At 33.2% G+C, this 24,344-nt stretch carries 20 protein-coding genes; 3 read left to right on the top strand and 17 right to left on the bottom strand.

Annotation, left to right across the window (positions count from 1 at the left end):
* Positions 1–74: 74 nt before the first annotated feature.
* The 11 genes from pgi to ABD859_RS04065 form a co-directional block, all read right to left on the bottom strand.
* Positions 75–1,718, bottom strand: a complete 1,644-nt coding sequence (gene pgi, locus ABD859_RS04115; protein WP_345140633.1) for a glucose-6-phosphate isomerase — start codon at positions 1,716–1,718, stop codon at positions 75–77.
* Positions 1,719–1,826: 108 nt separating this feature from the next.
* Complete coding sequence (locus ABD859_RS04110; protein WP_345140630.1) at positions 1,827–2,129, bottom strand: hypothetical protein; 303 nt, start codon at positions 2,127–2,129, stop codon at positions 1,827–1,829.
* Positions 2,130–2,184: 55 nt separating this feature from the next.
* Positions 2,185–2,805, bottom strand: coding sequence for a hypothetical protein (locus ABD859_RS04105; RefSeq protein ID WP_345140628.1), 621 nt, complete (start codon positions 2,803–2,805; stop codon positions 2,185–2,187).
* A 32-nt stretch (positions 2,806–2,837) separates the two neighbouring features.
* The gene (locus ABD859_RS04100) at positions 2,838–4,058 is read right to left on the bottom strand and encodes a peptidoglycan DD-metalloendopeptidase family protein (protein WP_345140626.1); all 1,221 of its coding nucleotides are present in this window, start codon (positions 4,056–4,058) and stop codon (positions 2,838–2,840) included.
* A 23-nt stretch (positions 4,059–4,081) separates the two neighbouring features.
* Positions 4,082–5,023, bottom strand: coding sequence for a tryptophan 2,3-dioxygenase family protein (locus ABD859_RS04095; RefSeq protein WP_345140623.1), 942 nt, complete (start codon positions 5,021–5,023; stop codon positions 4,082–4,084).
* Positions 5,020–5,793 carry a DUF3108 domain-containing protein gene (locus ABD859_RS04090; RefSeq protein ID WP_345140621.1) on the bottom strand — a complete coding sequence of 258 codons (774 nt, stop codon included), beginning with the start codon at positions 5,791–5,793 and terminating at the stop codon, positions 5,020–5,022. The genes ABD859_RS04095 and ABD859_RS04090 overlap by 4 nt, the downstream gene beginning before the upstream one ends.
* Before the next feature lie 297 nt (positions 5,794–6,090).
* Positions 6,091–7,251 (bottom strand): 4-hydroxyphenylpyruvate dioxygenase, encoded by a 1,161-nt coding sequence (gene hppD / locus ABD859_RS04085; RefSeq protein WP_345140618.1) that lies wholly within the window; start codon positions 7,249–7,251, stop codon positions 6,091–6,093.
* 166 nt (positions 7,252–7,417) lie between these two features.
* Positions 7,418–8,575: a homogentisate 1,2-dioxygenase gene (locus tag ABD859_RS04080; protein WP_345140615.1), complete on the bottom strand. Its 1,158-nt coding sequence runs from the start codon at positions 8,573–8,575 to the stop codon at positions 7,418–7,420.
* Between the two features lie 257 nt (positions 8,576–8,832).
* Positions 8,833–11,115 carry a patatin-like phospholipase family protein gene (locus ABD859_RS04075; RefSeq protein ID WP_345140612.1) on the bottom strand — a complete coding sequence of 761 codons (2,283 nt, stop codon included), beginning with the start codon at positions 11,113–11,115 and terminating at the stop codon, positions 8,833–8,835.
* Positions 11,116–11,125: 10 nt separating this feature from the next.
* Positions 11,126–12,916 (bottom strand): excinuclease ABC subunit UvrC, encoded by a 1,791-nt coding sequence (uvrC, locus tag ABD859_RS04070; protein WP_345140609.1) that lies wholly within the window; start codon positions 12,914–12,916, stop codon positions 11,126–11,128.
* 106 nt (positions 12,917–13,022) lie between these two features.
* On the bottom strand, positions 13,023–13,550 hold the full coding sequence (locus tag ABD859_RS04065; RefSeq protein ID WP_345140606.1) for a hypothetical protein: 528 nt from the start codon (positions 13,548–13,550) through the stop codon (positions 13,023–13,025).
* Between the two features lie 99 nt (positions 13,551–13,649).
* On the opposite strand from ABD859_RS04065, the gene ABD859_RS04060 reads away from it, so the two are divergent.
* From ABD859_RS04060 to ABD859_RS04050, 3 genes are all read left to right on the top strand, one after another.
* Entirely contained in the window at positions 13,650–14,630 is a 981-nt protein-coding gene (locus ABD859_RS04060; protein ID WP_345140604.1) for a succinylglutamate desuccinylase/aspartoacylase family protein, read from the top strand.
* Positions 14,617–15,186, top strand: coding sequence for a 5-formyltetrahydrofolate cyclo-ligase (locus ABD859_RS04055; RefSeq protein ID WP_345140601.1), 570 nt, complete (start codon positions 14,617–14,619; stop codon positions 15,184–15,186). The genes ABD859_RS04060 and ABD859_RS04055 overlap by 14 nt, the downstream gene beginning before the upstream one ends.
* A 283-nt stretch (positions 15,187–15,469) precedes the next feature.
* Positions 15,470–17,020, top strand: a complete 1,551-nt coding sequence (locus ABD859_RS04050; RefSeq protein ID WP_345140598.1) for a vWA domain-containing protein — start codon at positions 15,470–15,472, stop codon at positions 17,018–17,020.
* A gap of 85 nt (positions 17,021–17,105) precedes the next feature.
* On the opposite strand, the gene ABD859_RS04045 is transcribed toward ABD859_RS04050, so the two are convergent.
* The 6 genes from ABD859_RS04045 to ABD859_RS04020 all read right to left on the bottom strand — a co-directional run bounded on the left by ABD859_RS04045 (position 17,106) and on the right by ABD859_RS04020 (position 24,337).
* Entirely contained in the window at positions 17,106–17,852 is a 747-nt protein-coding gene (locus tag ABD859_RS04045; protein ID WP_345140595.1) for a tetratricopeptide repeat protein, read from the bottom strand.
* A 61-nt stretch (positions 17,853–17,913) separates the two neighbouring features.
* Positions 17,914–19,665, bottom strand: a complete 1,752-nt coding sequence (locus tag ABD859_RS04040; protein ID WP_345140592.1) for a BatD family protein — start codon at positions 19,663–19,665, stop codon at positions 17,914–17,916.
* Between the two features lie 98 nt (positions 19,666–19,763).
* On the bottom strand, positions 19,764–20,534 hold the full coding sequence (locus ABD859_RS04035; protein ID WP_345140589.1) for a tetratricopeptide repeat protein: 771 nt from the start codon (positions 20,532–20,534) through the stop codon (positions 19,764–19,766).
* Between the two features lie 43 nt (positions 20,535–20,577).
* Complete coding sequence (locus tag ABD859_RS04030; protein WP_345140586.1) at positions 20,578–21,612, bottom strand: VWA domain-containing protein; 1,035 nt, start codon at positions 21,610–21,612, stop codon at positions 20,578–20,580.
* Positions 21,613–21,698: 86 nt separating this feature from the next.
* The gene (locus tag ABD859_RS04025; protein ID WP_345140583.1) at positions 21,699–22,703 is read right to left on the bottom strand and encodes a vWA domain-containing protein; all 1,005 of its coding nucleotides are present in this window, start codon (positions 22,701–22,703) and stop codon (positions 21,699–21,701) included.
* Positions 22,703–24,337, bottom strand: a complete 1,635-nt coding sequence (locus tag ABD859_RS04020; RefSeq protein ID WP_345140580.1) for a phenylalanine--tRNA ligase subunit alpha — start codon at positions 24,335–24,337, stop codon at positions 22,703–22,705. Before ABD859_RS04020 ends, ABD859_RS04025 begins: the two co-directional genes overlap by 1 nt.
* Between the last annotated feature and the right edge of the window lie 7 nt (positions 24,338–24,344).

Genomic DNA, 24,344 nt, shown 5'->3' with positions numbered 1-24,344 from the left:
TACGAAAAAACGCCTTAATTTTTGTTAAATCAAGGCGTTTCAGTGTTTTATAAAATTAAACTTTTAGTTAAGTTTTATTTGTTTTTTAAAAAGTGGTTCAGTAAAAATGACGTAGAACTGTCGTGGTCTTTAACACTTTTAGAATTTATTTCGTCTAAAATAGAATTTGCCAGTTGTTTTCCTAATTCAACTCCCCATTGGTCAAAACTGAAAATATTCCAGATAACACCCTGAACAAAAATTTTGTGTTCATACATTGCAATTAGTGATCCTAGTGTTTTTGGTGTAAGTTTTTGAATCAAAATTGTATTCGTTGGTTTATTTCCTGTAAAAACTTTAAAAGGCAATAAATAAGATGCTTTTTCTGCAGATAAACCTTGTTTGTCAAATTCTGCCTGAACTTGCGCCGGAGTTTTTCCGTTTAATAAAGCTTCTGTCTGAGCAAAAAAGTTTGACATCAATTTATCATGATGATCTTCATTTCCATATAATGGTTTTACAAATCCAATAAAATCCGTTGGAATTAATTTTGTACCCTGATGAATTAATTGGAAAAAGGCATGTTGTGAATTTGTTCCAGGCTCTCCCCAAATAATAGTTCCGGTTTGATAATTTACTGGTTTTCCATCACGGCCAACGCTTTTTCCGTTACTTTCCATAAATGCCTGTTGCAAATATGGGGCTAGTTTGTGAAGGTATTGTGTATAAGGAATTAAAGCTTCACTTTCGGCGCCAAAGAAATTATTATACCAAACGCTCAATAAAGCTAAAATTACAGGAATGTTTTCATCAAATTCCGAAGATTTAAAATGTTCGTCCATTTCATTAGCACCTGCTAATAACTGATTGTAGTTGTCAAAACCAACAGCCAGAGCAATGCTTAAACCAACAGCGCTCCAAAGAGAAAATCTTCCTCCAACCCAGTCCCACATTGGGAAAACATTGTCAGGATTGATTCCAAATTCTGTTACTTTTGGAATATTAGTCGAAACTGCAGCGAAATGTTTTGCAATATCTTCCTGTTTTGCAGATTTCAAAAACCATTCTTTAATAGTTTCTGAGTTTGAAAGCGTTTCCTGAGTCGTAAACGTTTTAGAAACAATTACAAATAAAGTAGTTTCCGGGTTTAATTTTTTAATGATTTCGTTTACATGATCTCCATCAACATTTGAAACGAAATGTGTATTTAAATGATTTTTGTAAAATTGTAAAGCTTCAACTGCCATAACAGGACCAAGATCAGATCCTCCAATTCCAATATTTACAATGTCTGTAAACGCTTTTCCTGTATATCCTTTTCTTTCTCCCGAAATTACTTCGTTTGCAAAATTTTTGATTTTGTTTTTTACTTCGTAAACTTCCGGAATTACATTTTCTCCGTCTACATTAATTACTGCCGATTCTGGTGCGCGTAAAGCAGTATGAAGAACCGCACGGTTTTCGGTTTGGTTAATTAATGCGCCTCCAAAATATTGAGAAATAGCATCTTTTAATCCAATAGAATTTGCTAATTCTAATAAAAGAGAAATGGTTTCCTGGCTAATATTGTTTTTAGAATAATCAACTAAAAAATCATTCCATTGTAAATTGAATTTTTCTGCACGGGCATTATCCTGCTGAAATAATTCTTGTATCGTTGTTTCGTGAATTGCATTAAAGTGGTTTTGCAGATTTTTCCACGCTTCAGTCCCGGTTGGGTTTGTTGTGTTTAAAGCCATTTGTATTTTTATTGAAGATTTTGTTTTTTTTAGAAACACAAAAATACTGAAATAACTTTTAATAGCTTAACGGATAAAGATTATATAACAATTAGTTACGAAAACGTTTTATGGGTGTTTTGATGTTTTTGTAGTTATTATAATAGCTCCGTCATTTTCTTTTTCATTATATATAATACGACTGCTGTTTATATTTAAGAAATTTAAACTAATGATGTCGGATTTTTTAAGAGGTAAAAATATACTGTCTTGATTTTTATTGTATTCAAATGGAATTCCATTAATTACAATTAAAGGACATTTCTCAATTTGATTTTCCTTATAGGCTTTGTTTACTAATTCTGAAACAAAATATTTATTTTCAGAAGTATCGTTTAAGACAAATGCTTTTGGACGAGAACATCCAATCATAATTAAAGGTAAAAATATAAAAAGAGGATGTCTCACAATTATACACATAAAATAATCACCAAATTTTCCACCACGGTTTTTTATTAATATGGATGATTTTCTTCTCAATATCAATTTCTATTCTTTTTAAGGATTCCTTTTTAATTTTCGAATCGTCAAAAAATAAAATACCATTATCATCCATGCCAATTGGCGATTTGGTTCTTTCTTTCCAATTTTCGGTTTGTAATTCCGGAATCAGCTCGGCATTATTTTTACTGCTGAATTTTTTTCGGGCTTTTTCTGTAATTTCTTCTTCGAGATTTGAAGATGAATTTTTGAAAAGTGAGATTGAATTGTCTGGAATGTTTAAAAGAAAAACCTGAGTTTTATCTCCAATTTTGTAAATGTCTAATACCTTAAAATACGCAATACTGTCTAAAAGATAATGACCAATTTTTGCAGAATCAGGATTGAATTTTGATAAGTCTTTTGGATGCGCACTTGCAATTAAATATCTAAGATTTCCCGAAAGTCCTCCGCCCATAGAAGTCATGTCAGTAAATCCTTTTTCCTGAATGATCTGTCCAACTCTATAATTAGCGATTAAATTGTCCGGTAAATTGGTGTCTCTGTAAAATAGTTTTAAATCTGAAAAAGTTTCATTGTAAATCGCTTTAAGCCGAGCGTTTTTCATATTTCTATTTTTTAGAAGTAAGTTTTAGTTTTTTACAAATTCCCAATACTGTCCAGTTCTCTTTTCAAAGGTTCGATTTGCTTGAAGAAACGGGTTTTGTCATTTCCTGTTAAAGATTCTCCGGTTGGTAAATTTAATCGAAGTGCATCTACCTGAACGCCGTTTTTCCAGAAACGATAACAAACGTGAGGACCAGAAGCTAAACCTGTGCTTCCAACTAAACCTATAGTTTGTCCCTGCGTAACTCTTTGTCCGCGTTTTACTAAAATTCTGGACATGTGTAAATATTGCGTAGAGTAGGTTGCGTTGTGTTTTACTTTTACAAAGTTCCCATTTCCGGCTGTATATCCTGTCATTTCTACAACTCCAGAAGCGGTTGTTGAAATTGGGGTTCCGGTTGGAGCAGCATAATCAGTTCCTTTGTGTGCTTTCCAGGTATGCTGCACAGGATGAAACCTATTCATGGTGAATCTTGAAGTGATTCGGCTGAATTTGATTGGTGTTTTTAAGAAGAAATTTTTAAGTGTTTTTCCTTCGTCATCATAATATTCTACTTTTCCTGAAAGCGTATCTTTTTCAAAAGGGAAGGCATAAACGATTTTTCCTTTATATTCAAAAAAAGCAGCTTCAAGATCTTCAACTCCATCGTAAGTTTTTCCGTTTATAAAACGTTCCGTAAAAATTAGGCCGTAACGATCGCCTTTTTTAAGTTTAAAAAAGTCAATTGACCATGAAAATACTTTTGTAATTCTGCTGGCAAGAGCTGTTTCGACACTTTCGTTTCCTAAAGTTTCAGAAAGTGAGCTTTTTAAAACACCGCCAATAATTTTTCTTTTTAAAGTAACCGGTTTTACTTTTTTATAAGCTTTTGCAATGCTGTCTCTTAAATCAATAACATAATAAGTTAAAGCATCAGGCTGATAAATAAAGACCTGAAGATTATTGGTTTTGTTTTTTGAACGAAGTAAAGTAAAAGGTTTGTTGTAACGAATTGATCTTACATTAAAAGAATCTTTTACCTGTTCTACAATGTCATGTACTTTTTTATTGCCAATATTTTGGCTTTGCAAAATAGAACCAAAAGAATCGCCTTTTGAAATTGTGTCGTTAACAACATTAAAATCTGCGTAATTAAAACCAAATTCGATTTTTTTAGTTTTTGGTTTTGTAATTTTAATTTCAACTTTTTCAGCGGTTTTATTACATGAAAATATTGAAAATAATACTATTATAATTACGAATGCTTTTTTCAAACTCTTAAATTTTTTGGAGGAAATTATAGTGGATTTTCATTTCCCCAATTGGACAATTCTTCTTCGGTCCACAATTTAGGAAAAAAGATGCGTCTTTGGTATTTTGGATGCATATATTTTTGCCAGTCACTTCCTCCGGTCGCTTCTCCGTTACCTTTTCCGCTTTCCAAAATGTATTTTCTTGCCGTATTTAAATGCTGCATTACCCATGTAATGTTTACAGTTTCGTCGTAGTGACGCATTGCTTTAATCAGTTCAGCATTTTGCTGATCTTCAAGTGGTAATTGAGTAAATTTCTGCCAGATGTTTTTTGTTTTAAACGTAGAGATTTGTTTTAGGAACTGATCTTTGTATTTTTTTTCAAACTCATTTAATAAGTATGATTTTTCGCCAGTGTGATAATCTTTTCCTGCTGCCTGCCAATATAAATGTTCGAATGAAGTTTCTAAGTCAGTATTTTCATCAAAGCCATCTTTGTATCTTCTGTCTGTTAAATTAATAACATCAGTAGATGCAAACTCAATCATTCTATATTGTGCGCTCTGAAAACCACTTGCAGGAGTAAGTGTATTTCTAAATTTCATGTATTGATCGACTTCCATTCCGTTTTCCATAATGCTGAATGAATTGGTAAGCATGTCGAAATAACGTGTAATTCTTGAAAGTCTTTCGCTGAAAAAATCAACCTGAATATTTTGTGCATCGGCGATTTGGTCGATTTCCCACAAAATCATTTTAAAAATTAATTCGTTTACCTGATGATACATGATAAAAACCATTTCATCAGGAAGTGTTGTGCGTTGTATTTGTAAATTTAGAAGAGCATCAGTTTGAATATAATCCCAATAAGTAATGGGTTTAGACCAAAGCAATCCTTCTAACTGAACATCAGTTTTTTGGTTTATGGCTTGAAATTTAAGATCAATTTCTTTTAAAATTGATTCTGAATTATCAGTTAGGTTCATTTCTTTTTTACTTTAAGCGGACTTTGGAGTCCTTTATATTCATCGAGATCTGCTTTTAACGATCCTACAGCAAGATCTGCTTTAATTCTAATTGGAACTTTGTTCACGTCGTCTGTTATCCAGAGCGTTAGGCTTTCTTTTTCTTTAAAAACCCTTCCGGTTTGCACCAATGGTTTAAAAATCATTGTAGAAACGGTTCCAAATTTAGTTGTAATATCTTGACGGCCTACATATTTTAACTTAAATTTTGTGATTTCATCATCAAAAAACATGTCAATTGTAATTGCCTCGCCTGATTTTAATTTATCTATATTAGGATGGTTTCTTAAAAAGTAAAATGAAGAAACGATATCCTGCACATTCTCAGTAACTACGATCGTTTTTTCGGTTTTTCTTTTATAGTCTTTTACTAAAACTCTATTTTCACTTTGGTTAAAAAAACCTTCCTGATTTTTGGTGTAACCTCCTTCGTCAATTTTACGTACGAAACGATAAGGTTCTCCGGTTTCTTTATCAAAATAGCTTTCATAAAGATCTTCAACCTTAAAGAAAAATTTTGACATTCCGGTGGTATATCCTTTACCTACAGCATGATGGACTTTTTTGTTGTTTATTGTAGCGTCTTTAACTTCCAGAGTGGCATACCCGGCGTTTACAATTCCGTAATGAATTCTAAATTTGAAATATTCTCCCGTATTAAAAGCGTCTTCTTTTTGTGTATCGAAGCTTAATGTAGAAAGAATTAATATAGTGAGGATGAACTTTTTCATAGTACATTTTTTACATTCTATTATAAAGATAGATAAATGCAAATTCTATTCCAAATGTACTAAAACAAAAAAACTCAGTCAAGAAGACTGAGTTTTTATGCTATTAACTAACCAAAAAACTATAAATTATGAAATTTATATCAATTCAGAAGGAAACCACCCCTTCTTGATTTGCGAGTGCAAAGATAGATACAAAATCGATAAAAAAAATAGCAAATAGTAAGTTTAACATAACATTTGCATAAAAATCATCATTTTATAGGGATTTTTTTTGCATAATGTAAAAATAATGCATTTTTACAAAGTTCCTCTCAATTCTTGTTCGCGCTCAATTGACTCAAACAGAGCTTTAAAGTTCCCTGCGCCGAATCCTTTTGCACCCATTCTTTGAATAATTTCGAAGAAAAGTGTTGGTCTGTCCTGCACTGGTTTTGTAAATATTTGTAAAAGATAACCATCTTCATCGGCATCGACCATGATTGCAAGTTTCTCAATTTCGTTTAAGTCTTCTTTCATCATATCCATATGAACTCCTAATCTTTCCGGAATTGCCTGATAATATGTATGTGGAGGAGCTGATAAAAATTCTACACCACGCGCTCTTAACTGTGAAACTGTTTTAATAATATCATCTGTTGCGATTGCGATGTGCTGAATTCCAGGTCCGCCGTAAAAATCTAAATATTCCTCAATCTGAGATTTTTTCTTTCCTTCTGCTGGTTCATTGATTGGAAATTTAATTCTTCCGTTTCCGTTTGACATTACTTTACTCATCAATGCAGAGTATTCTGTAGTAATTTGTTTGTCGTCAAAAGATAAGAAGTTTACAAATCCCATAACTTCTTCATAGAATTTTACCCAAGTATTCATTTCGTTCCAGCCAACATTTCCAACCATGTGGTCAATGTATTTTAGTCCGGTTGATTCTGGGTTAAAATCAGATTTCCATTCTCTGTATCCCGGAAGGAAAACACCGTTGTAGTTTTTTCTTTCTACAAAAATATGAACAGTTTCTCCGTAAGTGTAAATTCCGGAACGAACAACTTGTCCAAACTCATCTTCTTCTACAGTTGGTTCCATAAAAGAACGCGCACCACGTTTTATAGTTTCTTCGTAAGATTTTGTTGCATCCTCAACCCAAAGTGCTGCAACTTTTACTCCGTCGCCATGTTTTTTCAAATGTTCGTTTATTGGAGAATCAGCTGTTAAAGGCGTTGTTAAAACAATTCTGATTTTGTCTTGCTTTAAAACGTAAGATGCTCTGTCTTTTACTCCGGTTTCTAATCCGGCATATGCCAAAGACTGATAACCAAAAGCAGATTTATAATAATGTGCAGCCTGTTTTGCATTGCCCACATAAAATTCCACATAATCTGTTCCTAATAACGGAAGGAAATCTTGTGCTCCTTCAAATATTTTTTCTAATCCGTATTCTACTGATTTTACTTCTTTACTCATGATGTTTATTTTGTTTAATCGGTTAATCGTTTATTTGTTTAACCGAAAGTGTTGTTTTTTTGATTGTGTTTTTAACCGCAAAGAGCGCAAAGTTTTACGCTATGTTCGCAAAGCTTTGCGTTCTTTGCGTGTTTTTCTTTGTGTGCTTTGCGGTTAAATTTTTTTTTTACTCGGTCCAAGATTTATAATACTGTCCTTCATCCAGACCCATAGCTTCTTCCGTAACCATTAAAGGTCTGAAAGTATCAACCATTACAGCTAGTTCCTGAGTTTCTTTGTGGCCAATACTGCGTTCCATGGCGCCGGGAGCCGGACCGTGTGGAATTCCTTTTGGATGTAAAGTAATGTGGCCTTGCTCAATATTGTTACGACTCATAAAATCACCGTCAACATAATAGAGTACTTCATCTGAATCTATATTGCTGTGATTGTAAGGTGCCGGAATTGCTTTTGGATGGTAATCGTAAAGTCTCGGGCAGAAAGAACAAACTACAAATGTTGCTGTTTCAAAAGTTTGGTGAACCGGTGGCGGTTGGTGAACACGACCCGTGATAGGTTCAAAATTATGAATTGAAAATCCATAAGGAAAATTATAGCCGTCCCAGCCCACAACGTCAAACGGATGTGTGGCGTAAACTACTTCGTGAAGCATTCCTTCTTTTTTGATTTTAATTAAAAAATCACCTTTTTCATCATGCGTTTCCAATTCGTTTGGCAAAATAAAATCGCGTTCGCAAAATGGCGAATGCTCTAAATGCTGACCAGATTGGTTTTTATAACGTTTTGGAGTATAAAAAGGAGAATATGACTCAACATAAAATAGTCGGTTGTCTTCTGTTTCGAAATCAATTTGATAAATAATGCCGCGTGGAATAATCAAATAATCGCCATATTCAAATGGAATATTTCCCAGCATGGTTCTTAATTTTCCTTTTCCTCTATGAATGAAAAGCATTTCATCGGCATCGGCATTTTTATAGAAATAATTTCGAAGCGATTCTTTCGGCGCAGCCAAACCAATAATGCAGTCTTTGTTGACAAGCATTGCTTTTCGGCTGTCAAGAAAATCATTTTCGGGTTTTAATTCAAAACCTTTAAATAAAAGTGATTTTATGTTTTTGCCAATGGCAATTTTTGGTTCAACTGAATATGAATTTAAAATTTCTTTAACCTGAGTTGGTCTGTGAACATGATAAGATAAAGAAGAATGTCCGTGAAAACCTTCTGTTCCAAACAATTGTTCATAGTAAAATCCGCCGTTTGGTTTTTCGAACTGGGTGTGTCTTTTTTGAGGAAAATCCCCAAGTTTATGATATAGTGGCATGGCTTTTTCAATTAGATAATTTGTAAATTAGATAATTCGAAAATTTGAATTGCAGAATAAATAATCAGTTCAATTTTTCAATTGACTAATTATCTCAATTCGATAGAGCCATTATTCAGGATTTCTCTTGATGAGGAATTGAAGATACTCTAATAAACCTGTCCAATTTGTTTTCATTATGACAAATGTCGTAATTTTTATTGATCAAAATTACATATTATATTATTTATAACATAAAATATTTATAAAAAATCAGATTAAAACATAAAACCTATACTAAACCATGTAAAGCTTTTTGACATTTGAGGCGACCATGATTGCTTAATTTCGATAGGTCCAATTATGGTTTCTAATCCATAGCCTAATGCATAACCGGTATATTTTGGCATTGAAACCCAATCAACGGTGCTGAAAATATCATCGCCTAAGTTGGCAAAATTGGCCGAAAAATTAATATGATTCTTTTTTAGAATTTCATAGTCTAAAGTAATATCTGTTTTTATAAAGCTGTTTCCGGCAATACTTAAAAAGTCATATCCGTAGAAATAATTAAAGTTGTTGATTTTATTATATCCGTAACCGCCTAATATAAAGTCAAAAAATGGAACACTGTCGCTGCCAATGTTAAATCCGGCATCGGCTCCAATTTTTACAGTCGCTTTGTTGAATACAGTTCTAACAAATGACAGTTCTGCTTTTGCAATAGAAAAAGGCTTAAATTTATTAGTATAATCAGATGATGCCAAATAGGTTTGTAAATCTGTAGAGAAATATAATCCAGAACTTGGATAATATTTATCGTCAAACGAATCATATTTTAAATAAGCAAAGGCACTAAAATAATTACTCTTGTCGATTATATTTTCGGCATTTAAAAGTGTTGGCGAATTTATCTTAAGATATTTATACTCTAAACCGCCGCCCATTAAGAACTTTTGCACAAATATGGTTTGAAAATAAGCTTGATTGCTCAAATCCATAAAATCGACATTAATCAGGTTTAGATTTTGATTTTCTGCAATCAATCCGCTTAAACTGGTTGTAACATTTCGATTAAACTGATTGAGTCTTGAACGAAAACCAAAGCTGATATTAAAACCATTTTCGACATAATAGTTAAAATCATATCTAAAATTATCTCCTAAAATGATGTCCAGCGAAGTCACATCGTTTTTTAAGAAAGTCTTTTTATGAGTCAGGTTTAATAAAACGGCACTTTTGTAAAGTCCGTCATAATGAAGACCTAATTTTAAAAATGTCTGCGTTGGGGTTTCTTTTAAAACTAAATCAAGATCATCTTTTTCGCCGTTTGGCTGTAAACAATACGAGATTGTACTAAAGTTTTGTGTTGCATTCAGATTGTTAATTCCGGTTTTGAGATCATCATAAGTAATCGTGCTTCCGGGTTTAAAGCGAAGTTTTCCGCGAATGTATTCTCTTGTGTAATTGTCTAATGGATCACTGTTTATTTTTTCAATTCGAAGTGTGTCTGAAGCAATTTTGAGTTTGGGTTTTTTATAAAAATTATCTTCATTTACCAATGATTTAATTTTTTCATAAACGGCAAAAGCGGCTTCTTCTCCTTTTCTAATGATTTCTTCTCCTTTATCGAATGAAATTACGCCATAATCACGAATGTCTGGTTTGATATAAACATCTGTGTTTTTAATTTTGTTTTTCATTTTGTCAATAGACTGCAGATTTGTAATCTGAACCAAAATTCGGGTTGCGTTTTTCAGGTTTTTACGTTTCATTAAATCATCCTGAACATCAACACCAATAATAATATCAGCACCAAGATTGCGAACTTCTTTTATAGGGTAATTGTTTACCACACCACCGTCTACCAATAAATTTCCGTCTATTTCTACAGGTGTAAAAAGGGAAGGGAAAGCAGCGCTCGCCATCATGGCCTGAACCAGATTTCCTTTGTTAAGCAATACTTCTTCGCCAGTTTCAATATTGGTTCCAATACAAAGAAATGGAGTTGGAAGTTTGTTGAAATCACGAACGTGACGAACGTTCCTTGTTAAACTGCTAAGCAGATTATAATTGTACATTCCTTTTGAAAGTGCCTCAGGAATTCCAACTCTAAAATTGCTAAAGGGTAAAACGATAGCGTATAATTCGTCATTTTTCTTTCCGTAGAAATTTTTAGACGAACGCGGAATATAATCGTTTATTAAATCATCAAAATTGGTTTTTTTGAAAATAGAATCTATTTGAGAAGCATTATAACCAGAAGCATACAATCCGCCAATTACAGATCCCATACTGGTTCCTCCAATATAATCGATTTTGATTCCGGCTTCTTCCAAAACTTTTAAAACACCAATGTGAGCAAAACCTTTTGCACCGCCGCCACTTAAAACCAAACCAATTTTTGGTCTTTTTACACTGTCTTGTTTTATTTCCTGCGAAAAAGAGGTTTCGGGAAAAAGCATCATCAACAAAAGAAGTATGCACGATGCGGTGCAAATAGAATTTAAAAAGAATTCTTTTGACCGAATGGTTACATTTGAATGTTGATTTAGGCGCATAAAAATTAAGCTAGTTGGTTTTGTAAAAGTCGACAATTTTTTTGGCTTTTGATACTCCAATTACGGCAGATATTTCTTTTTCGGTGGCTAATTTTAATCTTTTAACACTTTTAAAATGTTGAATTAACGTTGTCATGGTTTTTTCGCCAATTCCGGGAATACTTTCTACAGATGAATTAAGTGCCGCTTTGCTTCGTTTGTCGCGATGAAAGGTGATTCCAAATCTGTGGGCTTCGTTTCGTAACTGCTGAATTACTTTTAAAGTTTCTGATCTTTTGTCTAAATAAAGCGGAATAGAATCGCCTGGATAAAATAATTCTTCAAGACGTTTTGCAATTCCTATAATCGTTATTTTGCCGCGTAAACCTAATTCATCAATACTTTTTAAAGCGGCAGAAAGCTGTCCTTTTCCACCATCAATAATTATTAATTGCGGCAGGGGCTGATTTTCTTCCAGCAATCTTTTATAACGACGACCTACAATTTCGGTCATCGAAGCAAAATCGTCTGGGCCTTCAACGGTTTTTACATTAAAATGGCGGTAATCTTTTTTGCTTGGTTTTCCGTCTTTAAAGACTACGCAGGCTGCAACGGGATTTGTTCCCTGAATATTCGAGTTATCAAAACATTCTATATGGCGAGGTTCTACAGGAAGTCGTAAGTCTTTCTGCATTTGTGCCATGATTCTGTTAACATGACGATCCGGATCTACGATTTGCAATTGTTTTAATTGTTCAATTCGGTAGAATTTTGCGTTTCGGATCGATAAATCTAAAATCTGTTTTTTATCGCCAAGCTGAGGAACAGTTATTTTGATGTTTTCGCCCAAATCAACTTCAAAAGGAACAATTATTTCTTTTGACATTAAATGGAAACGTTCGCGAAGTTCAATAATTGCCAGTTCTAAGAGTTCTTCGTCGCTTTCGTCCAGTTTTTTCTTCATTTCTAAAGTGTGCGAACGAATAATTGATCCATGAGAAATCTGCAAAAAGTTCACATAAGCAGCGCTTTCGTCAGATACAATTGAAAATACATCAATATTGGTAATTTTTGGATTTACAATTGTCGATCTCGACTGATAATTTTCAAGAACATCAATTTTTTCTTTGATTTTCTGCGCTTCTTCAAATTGTAAATTCTGCGCATAATTAGTCATCAATTTTTTGAAATCCTTTAAACTTTCTTTGAAATTTCCTTTAAGAATTTCGCGAATGGCGTTTACTTGTCTCTGATATTCTTCAAGAGGTTCCAAACCTTCGCACGGACCTTTGCAATTGCCAATATGATATTCCAGACAAACTTTGAATTTGCCTGAATTAATATTCGATTCGCTTAAATCGTAGGTGCAGGTTCTTAACGGATATAATTCTTTAATTAAATCCAAAATAGTATAAACCATTTTGAAATTAGTATACGGACCAAAATATTCAGAACCGTCTTTTACCATTCTTCGGGTTAAAAATATTCTCGAAAAAGGTTCTTTTTTTATACAGATCCACGGATAGCTTTTATCATCACGCAGCAAAACATTATATCTTGGCTGCAGTGTTTTAATTAAATTGTTTTCCAGCAAAAGCGCATCGGTTTCAGTAGGAACCACGATGTGTTTTATGGTTACAATTTTTCGAACCAAAACATTGGTTTTAGCTGTATCGTGAATTTTATTGAAATAAGAGGAAACTCTTTTCTTTAAATTTTTGGCTTTGCCGACATATAAAATTTTCCCGTCTTTATCATAATATTGATACACACCGGGATTATCTGGTAAAGTGAGAATTTGAAGTTCAAGTGGAGTCTGCATAAGACAAAATTAAACTTTTGAGTTCAAATTATATAATTCTTTTGCATTCCCTTTTAAAAAAAGAGTCCTTTTTGAAGTAAAAGGACTCTTTGTGAGAAATGTTATTTTATTTAATAGTAAAATATTCTGTTTGTAGTAAATGTGTTCTTTCATCAAATGAAAAATCGACATATTTTGCATCATCTTTTTTGATGTCTACAGCTAAACGGCTGCGGCCTATTTCTTTTTTATCTGCATTAAAAGCTTTAAGAATTAAATCACCTTTAAAATCATTTTTAGCGATTAGGTAAATCGTTACTTTTTTTACTTTATCGGCATCAGATCCATAGATTTTTTCTGCTTTGCATTCTTCAAAATTTACTTTAAAGGCTGCCTCAGGAATTACTTCAGATTGATTGATACTTTCGCTCATTCCTGAGTTTATTCCCTTAATAACATCTCCAACTCCTTTTGATGCACTTTTTGCCGCTGCTTTTCCTTGTTCCTGAAGCGCTTTTCCTGCACCTTCAATTAGTTTGGATTTTACAGCAATAACTTCATTTCCCTCGTCTTCAGCTTTCTTCATTTTTTCTTCTTTGCTCATGCAGGAAACCATAACAGTTAATGCGCATAGCATGATTAGTGCTTTTTTCATTGTAAATTGGTCTATTGTTATGTTTATTTAAGAAATTGGTTGTTAAAAGCAAATATAGAAATATTAAATATAATTTCTATATTTAGCTTTTAAAATTACATGAAAAATAGCAAGCCCTTGGTTATTTTTGGCGAATCAATTTTGCCGGGAGAACATAAAACCATAAACGTCGAAATAGCGCGATTACATACTACAACAAAACTTAATATTCCTGTAATTGTACGCCGTTCAAAGCTTGAAGGCCCCGTTGTTTTATTTTCGGCAGGAATTCACGGCGACGAAATAAACGGTGTCGAAGTGGTAAGACAAATTATCAGCAAAAAAATAAACCGTCCGTTAAGAGGAACAATTATTTGTATTCCAATTATCAATATGTATGGGTTCGTTAATAAATCCCGCGAATTTCCTGACGGCCGAGATTTAAATCGTGTTTTTCCCGGAAGCAAAAAAGGATCGCTGGCAAGCAGATTTGCCTATCATATTGTAGAACAAATTCTGCCCATTATAGATTACGCAGTCGATTTTCATGCCGGAGGAGCAAGCCGCTTTAATGTACCGCAGATTAGAATTACAGAAAATAATCCCGATTTAAAAGTACTGGCAGATGTTTTTAATGCGCCGTTTACCTTATACTCAAGAAACATAGGAGGTTCTTTTAGAAATACCTGCGAAAAAGCCAATGTAAAAATGCTTTTGTTTGAAGGCGGAAAATCACTGGATATAAATGATGCCGTTGCAAACGAAGGAGTAAAAGGTGTAAAACGTCTTTTGAGTTATTTAAATATGCTTGATCCAAAACATCTTGTAGAAGAAGCAGATGAGGATTCGACTTATATTAAATATTCGGTTTGGCTTCGTGCAAAATGTTCAGGTTTACTGCATGATTATAATATGGTTGGTAAATTTGTAACCAAAGGAACTATCTTAGCCATTATAACAGATCCGTTTGGGAAGTTTGAGCAAAAAGTAAAAGCACCGCATGACGGATATATTATTAATGCTAATCATTCGCCAATTGTTTATGAAGGCGATGCGATTTATCATTTATCTAAAAATTCTCCTTTAAATGCCGACGAATAAAAAAGAACTGAGACTTCATTATAAAAATCTTCGGACAGCACTTTCTGAAAGTGATATCGAAGAACAAAGCCTGGCTGTTGCCAATAATTTAATTAAAATGCCTATTTGGGATAAAACGTATTATCATGTTTTTCTCCCCATTACAGAGCAAAAAGAAATTGATACCGAGTTTATTCTGCATTTACTTTCCGGAAAAGATAAAGAAATTGTGATTTCAAAAAGTGATTTTGAAACTAGAGAAATGACTCATTTTTTATTAACGGATAATACTAAAATCAAAAAAAACGAATATAATATTCCAGAACCTGTAAATGGACTTCCAGTTCCGGTTGAGAATATTGATGTGGTTTTTGTGCCGCTTTTGGCTTTTGATGTTTTTGGAAACCGAATTGGTTACGGAAAAGGGTTTTATGATAAATTCCTTGCAAGATGTAAACCGGAAACCATCAAAATTGGTCTTTCATTTTTTGAATCTGTTCCTCAAATCGATGATGTTTTTGAATCTGATATAAAATTAGATTATTGTGTTACGCCTTTAAAAATTTACACGTTTTAGAAATCCACACACTATATTGATTTGTTATTATATACGTTTGTGGATAAGCTGGGCGTAGATGCACTGCAGTGCGTCTCTACGATTTACGATGGTTGAAATGGTATGAATTAAATTCGATTATCTATTTCGTCATTTAATTATTTTTCACCATAAAATATTTAACAGGAATCTTGGCATTAAATTTGGATTGCGGAAAATTGCAGATAATTTTCTTAGTACATCCGGAATGCTAGTTATTATTTGAAAGAAAAAATCAATTATTAATTCCTAAAATTTATTTTACATGAAAAATAAACCATTTTATTTGTTGGCATTCCTTTTACTAATTGCATTGAGTTGTAAAAAACAAGATGCTGCCACAGAAGATTATACTATAGAATCTATAAATGTAGCTGCTCCTGCAGATGAAGCTTTCGAAGAAAATATTTCAGATCCTAATACTGAAAGTTATGCCGGACTTGAAGAAAATCCTTTTGAGTCTCCAAAAAAATCTCCTCTTTCTACTTTTTCCATAGATGTCGATAATGCATCATATACCAATATTCGCCGTTTTATAAACGAAGGACAAAAAGTTCCAAAAGATGCTGTTCGTATTGAAGAAATGATGAACTTTTTTAAATACAAATATCCACAGCCCGAAGGTCAAAATCCGTTTTCTATAAATACAGAAGTAAGCGAAAGTCCGTGGAATAAAAATTCACTTTTGCTAAAAATTGGTTTGCAGGGAAAAAACATTCCAATGACAAATCTCCCAGCTTCAAATCTTGTTTTTTTAATTGATGTTTCTGGTTCTATGAATGATGCTAATAAGCTTCCGTTACTAAAAGAATCAATGAAAATTTTAGTTAAAGAACTTCGGCCAAAAGACAAGGTTTCGATTGTAGTATATGCGGGATCTGCAGGAGTTGTTTTATCGCCTACTTCAGGAGATAATAAAGACGAAATTATGGATGCTTTTGATGAATTAAGTGCTGGAGGAAGTACAGCGGGTGGCGAAGGAATTGAATTAGCATACAAATTAGCACAGGAAAATTTTATTGATGGCGGGAATAATCGCGTTGTAATTGCAACTGATGGTGATTTTAATGTGGGTGCATCATCAGATCTTGATATGGAAAAACTGATTGAACAAAAAAGAAAATCAGGCGTGTTTTTAACTGTTTTAGGTTTTGGAATGGGCAATTATAAAGACAGTAAAATGGAAATTCTTGCCGATAAAGGAAACGGAAATTATGCTTACATTGATAATATTCAGGAAGCAAATCGTTTTTTAGGAAAAGAATTTAAAGGTTCGATGTTTGCAATTGCAAAAGATGTAAAAATTCAGATTGAGTTTAATCCAAAACATGTTCAGGCATACCGATTAATTGGTTATGAAAACCGTAGATTAAAAGATGAAGATTTTAAAAATGATGCTGTTGATGCAGGAGAATTAGGAAGCGGACACACTGTAACGGCACTTTATGAAATAATTCCAACAGGTGTAGAAAGTGATTATGTTCCATCTGATTTAAAATATACAAAAGTTAAGACAGAAGATTCTAATTACAGCGATGAACTGGCAACTATTAAATTCCGTTATAAAAAACCAGACGGTGAGAAAAGTATAGAAATTGTGAATACAATCCCTAATCGAAAAGTTTCTCTGGATAACAGTTCTTCTGATTTTAAATTTACAACTGCTGTAGCCTGGTTTGGTTTAAAATTAAGAGATTCTAAATTCATTAGTAATTCTTCATCAGCAGATATTAGAAAACTGGCAAAATCTGGTTTAGCGAACGATGATGAAGGCTACAGAGCCGAATTTGTTAGATTGGTTGATGCAGTGAACTAACTTTAAATAAAAACAAAAACAGAAAATCCCAAATTCCAATTAAGAACTGGAGGTTGGGATTTTTTATTTGATAGTTTTTAAAACTTTATTTGACTTCCTGAATTGTCGCAGCATCAATCCAGCCTTCTGTACCGTCTGTTAATTCTACTTTTTTCCATTTTCCAACCGTTTCCAAAACAAATACTTTTGCTCCTTCGTGTAATAAAATAATAGAAGAACCTGCTTTTTGAGGTTCGCTTCTAAGTTCGCTCAATTCCGAAAATACAATGGCCGGACGATCGTTATCAAAATGACTTTTTTCAGACATTCCTGCTGAAACACTTATTATTAGGGCAACTAAAAAAATAAACATTCCAACGAAATAGATTCTTTTCGTAAGTGTAAGCTGTGAAAAGTAGTAACCAATAAAACTCAGCAGAAATAAAAAACCAATTCCAACTGATATTTTTGCCCATTGATTATAATCAAAAATTCCGGTAAAATTCTGAATCAGTTTTGCAAAACCTACTTTTGGAACTTCTTTGATTTCATCAATAGTTAATTTTTTGGCGAATTTCAAGTTGTTTAAAGTCTCAGGATCGTTTGGTTTTAACACAAGTGCTTTTTCATAATTATAAATAGAAGGAGCAACTTTATTGAGTTTGTAATAACTGTTTGCTAAGTTAAAATACAATTCTGCCGACTGTTGTTTGTTTTCTTTTATAATATCTTCATAAACCTGAACAGCTTCCTGATATTGTCCTTTTTGATACAAAGCATTTCCTTTTTCAAAACTGCTTTGAGCAAAGAAAACCTGCGAGATTAATAAAAAGAGATATAATATGTTTTTCATTTTATTTTCTGTTAAACTCAACTGATTTAAAATCTGATTGGGTTTGATTTAAACTTTTCTACTAAACAATCTGTTTTTCTAATTCTGAAATAATTAAAACCGCTTTATCATAATCCTGCTGAATCGAAGCGCTTGATGCCGGAGCATAACGTGCAAATTCGCAGTTTTCGGTCAAATTAATGAAATTCTGAACCGTTTCCGGATTTGCATTTCTAGATAAAAGCAATTCGCGAATATTATCTTTACTCATTTCAGATGTTTCGATATGCAGTTTTGCTTTTAAGAAATTGTGCATTGCTTTTTCAAGAGCAATGTAGAATGCTTCTTTGTTATTAAGCTGTTTTTTAGCCTGCGATAAATATTTCTTCGCCAGCTTATTGTTCATTCTGATTCTGTTTCCGGTTACATCGCTGTCAATGGCTTCTTTTTTCTTCTTAGCCAAAATTATAATTGGGATAATAGCAAATGGGAAAAACAATAATGCATAATACAAATCAGAGCCGTAAAAATCATCTTTAACAACGCTTACTAAAGTCGTTTTTGCTTTGATATATTTGAATTGTTCAGCTTTTGGAGCTGCATTTTTAGATGCTGTAGAAGGATTTGCTTCTGCTAAAGTTGGTCCGTCTAAAACATCCACCATAATTTCAGGAGAATTGATGGTTTTATATGAGTTTGTACTTAAATCAAAATACGAGAACGCCATTGGTTTTATGGCATATTTTCCTTTGTATTGTGGAATAATAGTGTATTTATCTGTTATTTTTCCAGACATTCCAGACAATGAAGTTGTTACTTTTTCGTCATGAACCGGATCATACATTTCTAATGCGTTTGGAACAACAGGTTTTGGCAGTGTAAACAATTTCATGTTTCCTGTTCCAGATGCGCTGACAATTAGATCTAAACCTTCACCGCTTTTTAATGTTGTTCTTGATGGTGTAACTGTAAAATTAAATTTACCCACAGCTCCAGTAAAACCTTCTGGTTTACCTGCTTCGGGAAGTGGTCTTACGCTGATACCTTTTGCACCTGTTGTTACGACTTTGTTGTCTTCGGCAATAATCATCTGGCCAAACATATCACGACGATTAGTTGGCAGCTGCACTCCAATGTCTAATGAAAGAGGCTCAATGGTTAATCTTCCTGATTTTTGAGGATATAGAATGGTTTTCTTCAATACTACATAATGACATCTCTGGCCTTGGTAACTTCCTTCTTCCATTACCAATTGCTTGATATCAATATTTTGATTCCAAAAATCGTTGTATTTAGGTTTGGCAAGTTCTCTAAATCCGGTAACGCCAATTTCATTAAAATATAATTTGTAAACAACCGTAATAGGTTCATTTACATACGGAGTTGTTTTAGAAACTTCGGCAACTAACTGTAATAATTCGTTTCCGGAACCGCCCTGTTGTCTGTAATCATTTGGATCACGTTCCTGTGCAACAGCATTGGTTACAGTAATTTTTATGGGCGAAGTTTTGTAAATCTGGCCGTTGTATTCTATTGCGGCTTGTTTAATAATTATTGTTCCTTTTTTCTCAGGCTGTAAAATGTATGAGTAGACTTTTTGAAAAGAGCTTCGGCCGTTTATCCATGACTGGCTGATTTGCTGGCTTGGACCGGCTACAAGTTTAAATCCTTCAAATGCAGGTTGATCAAAATTATCTCCGTCAACATTCATAACGAAGTCAATACGAAGTCTTTCGTTAAGTCCAAGCGTGTTTTTGCTTACTTTGGCTTCAAATTGAACTTGAGCCATAAGGCCTTGAAAAGCGAGTAGTAATAGAATTAAATATCTTTTCATTAATGTTTGATCATTGTTTGTTTAACTGCTAAATCGTTTATCCGTTTAATTGTTTAGTAAATAAACAAATTAATAACGATTAAACGATTCAACTTATTTTACCAGTCTTTTTCTGGTTTTTTAGGATTAGGTTTTACTTTTTGAGCGTTTACTTTATCTTGAATTTTCTTTTCTTCATTGTTTACAGCATCTAACAAGTTTTGAACACGTTCTTTTGAAATTCCTCCAGGCTGTGGTTTTGGCTCTCCTTTATTATCAGACTTGTCGTCTTTTTTAGGATCGTTTTTACCGTCTTTTTTGTCTTTGTCTTTATCGCCTTTGTCGTCTTTCTTGTCTTTGTCCTTATCCTTATCTTTATTTTTGTCCTTGTCCTTGTCTTTATTTTTATCCTTGTCTTTGTCCTTATCCTTATTTTTGTCTTTGTTTTGATCGTTTTTAGGAGGATTTTCTTTTAGCTTTTGTTTTGCATACGCATAGTTGTAACGCGTTTCATCATCGGTTGGATCATTGCGCAAAGCTTGTTTGTATGCTTCAACAGCCTGCGTATAATCTTTCTCTTTCATAAAAACGTTTCCAAGATTATGATAAGCTTTGTGCTTTTCAGGTCTTGTTTTGGCATTTTTTAAAGCATTTGCATAAGCGTATTTAGCTTCCGAAGGCTGATTTTGTCTGTAAATAGAGTTTCCTAAATTATAAGATCCGGCAGAGCGTTTTGAAAATTTAGATGCCGAAATTCTATAATTAGCCTCTGCTTCAGTAAATTTATTCTGCTTATATTCTTCATTGGCACCAGGCAATGTCTTGTCTTTTTCCTGAGCAGAAACTGCAAAAGAAAGCGTTAGTAAAATATAAAGAAGTAAATTTTTCATTCTCGTTTTTTATGTTTTTTGTTCCGAATTTTAAGCGGAATCTTTATTTTTTTTCGTTGAATAAATTCAACTCTTTAATCCAGTTTGTTTTTCTTTCCAAAAGGAAAATATCCACGAATAACAATAAGAATCCAAAACCAATAAACCATTGAAACTGTGATTGGAAATCCGCCATTTGTGTTGATTCAAATTCTGTTTTCTGAATATTATTCAGGGCATTTTTAATGTATTCTAAAACTTCTTTAGTATTGCCGCCGTAAACATAACCGCCTTTTGTGGCTTTTGCAATAGTTTTTAATCCTTCCTGATTAAGTTTGGTAATAACAGTCTGCCCGTTTTGATCTTTTTGGTAATTCTTTACAACACCATTTTCTTTTAACGGAATTGTTCCTCCTTTTTCTGTTCCAACACCAATGGTAATGATTTTCATTCCAATTTTGTTGGCTTCTTCTGCCGCAATTGAAGCGCCCTCAGAGTGGTCTTCTCCATCTGAAATTAGAATTAAAAGTTTACTCGTTTTGCTTTTCTCATCAAAATAAGTTGCTGATAATCGAATTGCTTCGTCAAGTGAAGTTCCCTGTGAAGAAACCATATCCGGACTCATGCTTTGCAGGAACATTTTGGCAACGCTGTAATCTGATGTAATTGGCAGCACTGGGAAAGCACTTCCGGCATAAGCTACAATCCCAATTCTGTCGCTTCCCAGATTATTAATTATCTGCGAAACCAATTGCTTGCTTTTGTCTAAACGGCTTGGTGCAACATCTTCTGCCAGCATACTCTTAGAAACGTCTACTGCAAAAACAATATCAATACCTTCACGTTTTACGGTTTCCATTTTGGTTCCAATTTTTGGATTTACCAGACCGATAATCAAACACGCTAAAGCCAAAAGTAAGATTGATAATTTTAAAACAGGTTTAAAAACAGAGCGCTCCGGGCTTAGTTTTTTCACCATTTCTAAATCACCAAATTCACGCTGTTTTTTTCTTTTCCAATACATATTGAAAAGAAAAATACACACCACAATTGGGAGTAACAGTAAAAGATATAAATATTTTTTTTCGTCTAATTCCATATATGTTTTTAAATCCCAATTTTAAAAATTCCAAATCCCAATTTGTTGTTTGGAATTTTATTTTTGGAGTTTTTTAATTTTTCAAATTAAATAAAGCTTCTGTAAACTGTATTTCTTAAACCAACTTCTAACAATAATAAAAATGCTGCCAGTAAAACAAAAGTTCTGTATTTCTCGTCGTAATCGTAGAACTTCAATTCCTGAATTTCTGTTGTTTCTAATTTATTAATCGAATTGTATATTTCGGCTAATTTATCATTACTGGTTGCTCTAAAATACGTTCCGTCTGTTTTATGAGCAATACTTTTCATTAATCTTTCGTCGATTTCAACTTTCTGCATTTTAAATAAAAAGCCTCCGTTTGGCGCATAAGCATATGGCGATTCTGCCATTCCGTTTGTACCCAGACCAATTGTATAGACTTTAATTCCGTATTGTTTTGCAATGTCTGCAGCAGTTTCCGGTTCTATAAATCCGGCGTTGTTTACACCATCTGTCAATAAAATAATAACACGACTTTTTGCTTTACTGTCTTTTAAACGGTTTACTGCTGTTGCAAGTCCCATTCCAATTCCGGTTCCGTCTTGTAAAACAGTATCGTAACGAATACCTTTTATAGCTTCCAGAATAATAGGTTTATCGCTCGTAACCGGTGTTTTTGTATAAGCTTCAGAAGCATATAAAACTAAACCTATTCTGTCGTTTGGTCTTTCTTCAACGAAATCTGCGGCAACTCTTTTTAAAGCTTCCATACGATTTGGCTTTAAATCTTTTGCGAGCATAGATCCAGAAACGTCAATTGCCATGACAATATCGATTCCTTTTGTTGTTTTTGTCTGATTACTGATGTCGACTGTTCTTGGTCTTGCCAAAGCAATAATTAAAGAGCTTAAAGCAATAATTCTAAAAACGTACAGCAGAGGTTTTAATTTCGTTAATAATGATTCGCTGTTTTTAAAACCTGCCGTTGAACTCATTTTTAAAGTAGCCGACTGCTGGTTTCTTTTCCAAAAGAACCATGCAATGGCAATTGGAATTAAAAGAAACAACCAAAAGAATTCCGGATTTAAAAAAGTGATCTTATTATTCATTAGTTACTTGCTTTTTTAAGTTCAACAGAATTTAGAATTCGGGTTGTAATATCGTTAGCATACGTGTCGCCTTCTTGATGTAAAATAACAATTTGCTGTAATCCCTGTTCTTGTTTAAACATAAGGATTTCATAATAAGCTTTTGTACTTGTTTTTGTTGCCGGATTCAAAATACTCATTGTTCCATAACCTTTTACTCCCTGAATACCTTGATTTGTCTGGAAATCTTCTTGTTTTACAATAATATTTTGTCCTCCCTGAAGCTCAATAACTTTTAAACTTCCCTCTAAAGCTTTTGATAAATCGATATCAGTTGGATTTTTGAATTTAGTCGTAGAAACTGCCACATAAAAATTGTCAATCATGCTTCCGTATACAAAAAGCTGCATTTCTTTAATAAGTGCCATGGTTTCTTTTGGAAGCGCTTTTAAAGCATCCATACGTTTTAAAACCTTTGGAGTTTCAATAATAACGCCTGGATTTCCGTATTCACTTTTTACCCATTCGCCTTCTAATAATTCTTTAGACGGATGCCCAATAATATTGTCTTTTACGTAATTAAAGCCTTTTGTTGCTATGAAATAAGTTGTAGTGGCAAACAATAAGAAAACTACGGCCGCAACAGAATATCCAATTCGGGCGTTACGTTTTTTACGAAGCTGTATCTGAATTTGCTTTTGTCTTTGCGCTTCGTTTAGTAACTGATCTTCTTCTTCGGTTGAAACCTCAGTTGGGATAGCATTATCAAGCGTTAAAATTACTTTTTGAATTTTGTTTCTGTCGTCAGTGATTTCAAATTCAAGCGGTTTTGATTTCGCAAATTTTACTAAATCGGCCTGACGTAAAACACGCTCCAGATTCTCAACTGTTTCTGGCGTTAAAGTCATTTTCTTTTTAGTAGAAGCAGTTCTAATAGCCTCAATTAATTCAGAAGTTGTACTTTCCATTGCCGGAATATGAATCGCTTCTTCAATATAATTACGGGCAATATCAGTTAATTCGCTATAATATTCTTTGATTTCGCCTTTTTGAACAAGTTCTTTAGACTCCAGATTGTTTAACAAACTTGTTGCTTTTTCAATAGGAGTTTTATAAACTTCTTCTTCAATTTTTTTCTTTTGATTTTTTCTGATAAACCAATAAACTCCGGCACCAATTGCTAAAATTATAACTAAAGCCAAAACGTATTTCCACCAGTCTCCAATTGTATCATCGCCGGCAGTAATGTCTTTAATGTCATACATTTTCTGCTGTAAAGTGTCGACTTTTACATTGGCAACTTCAACTTTAATCGAATCTGATAAAAATGGCTTTTTATCAATTAAAATTTTAATAGAAGGAATTGTATATTTTCCTGAATCAAATTGCGTTAAACCATATTTTTTAATCAATTCATAAGTGTCATTTTTCTTTACCGTATCGATTGGGTACGATTGAATAACTTCTAAAGGACCAATGGTTTTTAGTTTAGGAAAAACAACTTTAGATTTTGAACTGACTACCGTTTTAAGTGTTAGCTTAAATTCGGCACCAATTTTATTTTTTGTGGTGTCAATACTTGTTTCAATCTGTTTATTTTGAGCAAAAACAGCTGAAGAAAGTAAAAATAAAAATATGTAAAACTTTAATTTCATTTGATTT

It is taken from the genome of Flavobacterium ginsengiterrae, from assembly GCF_039539785.1.
GTDB classification, from domain to species: Bacteria; Bacteroidota; Bacteroidia; order Flavobacteriales; family Flavobacteriaceae; genus Flavobacterium; species Flavobacterium ginsengiterrae.
The sequence above is the reverse complement of the archived record's forward strand: the minus strand, read 5'-3'. Positions and strand labels throughout refer to the sequence as shown.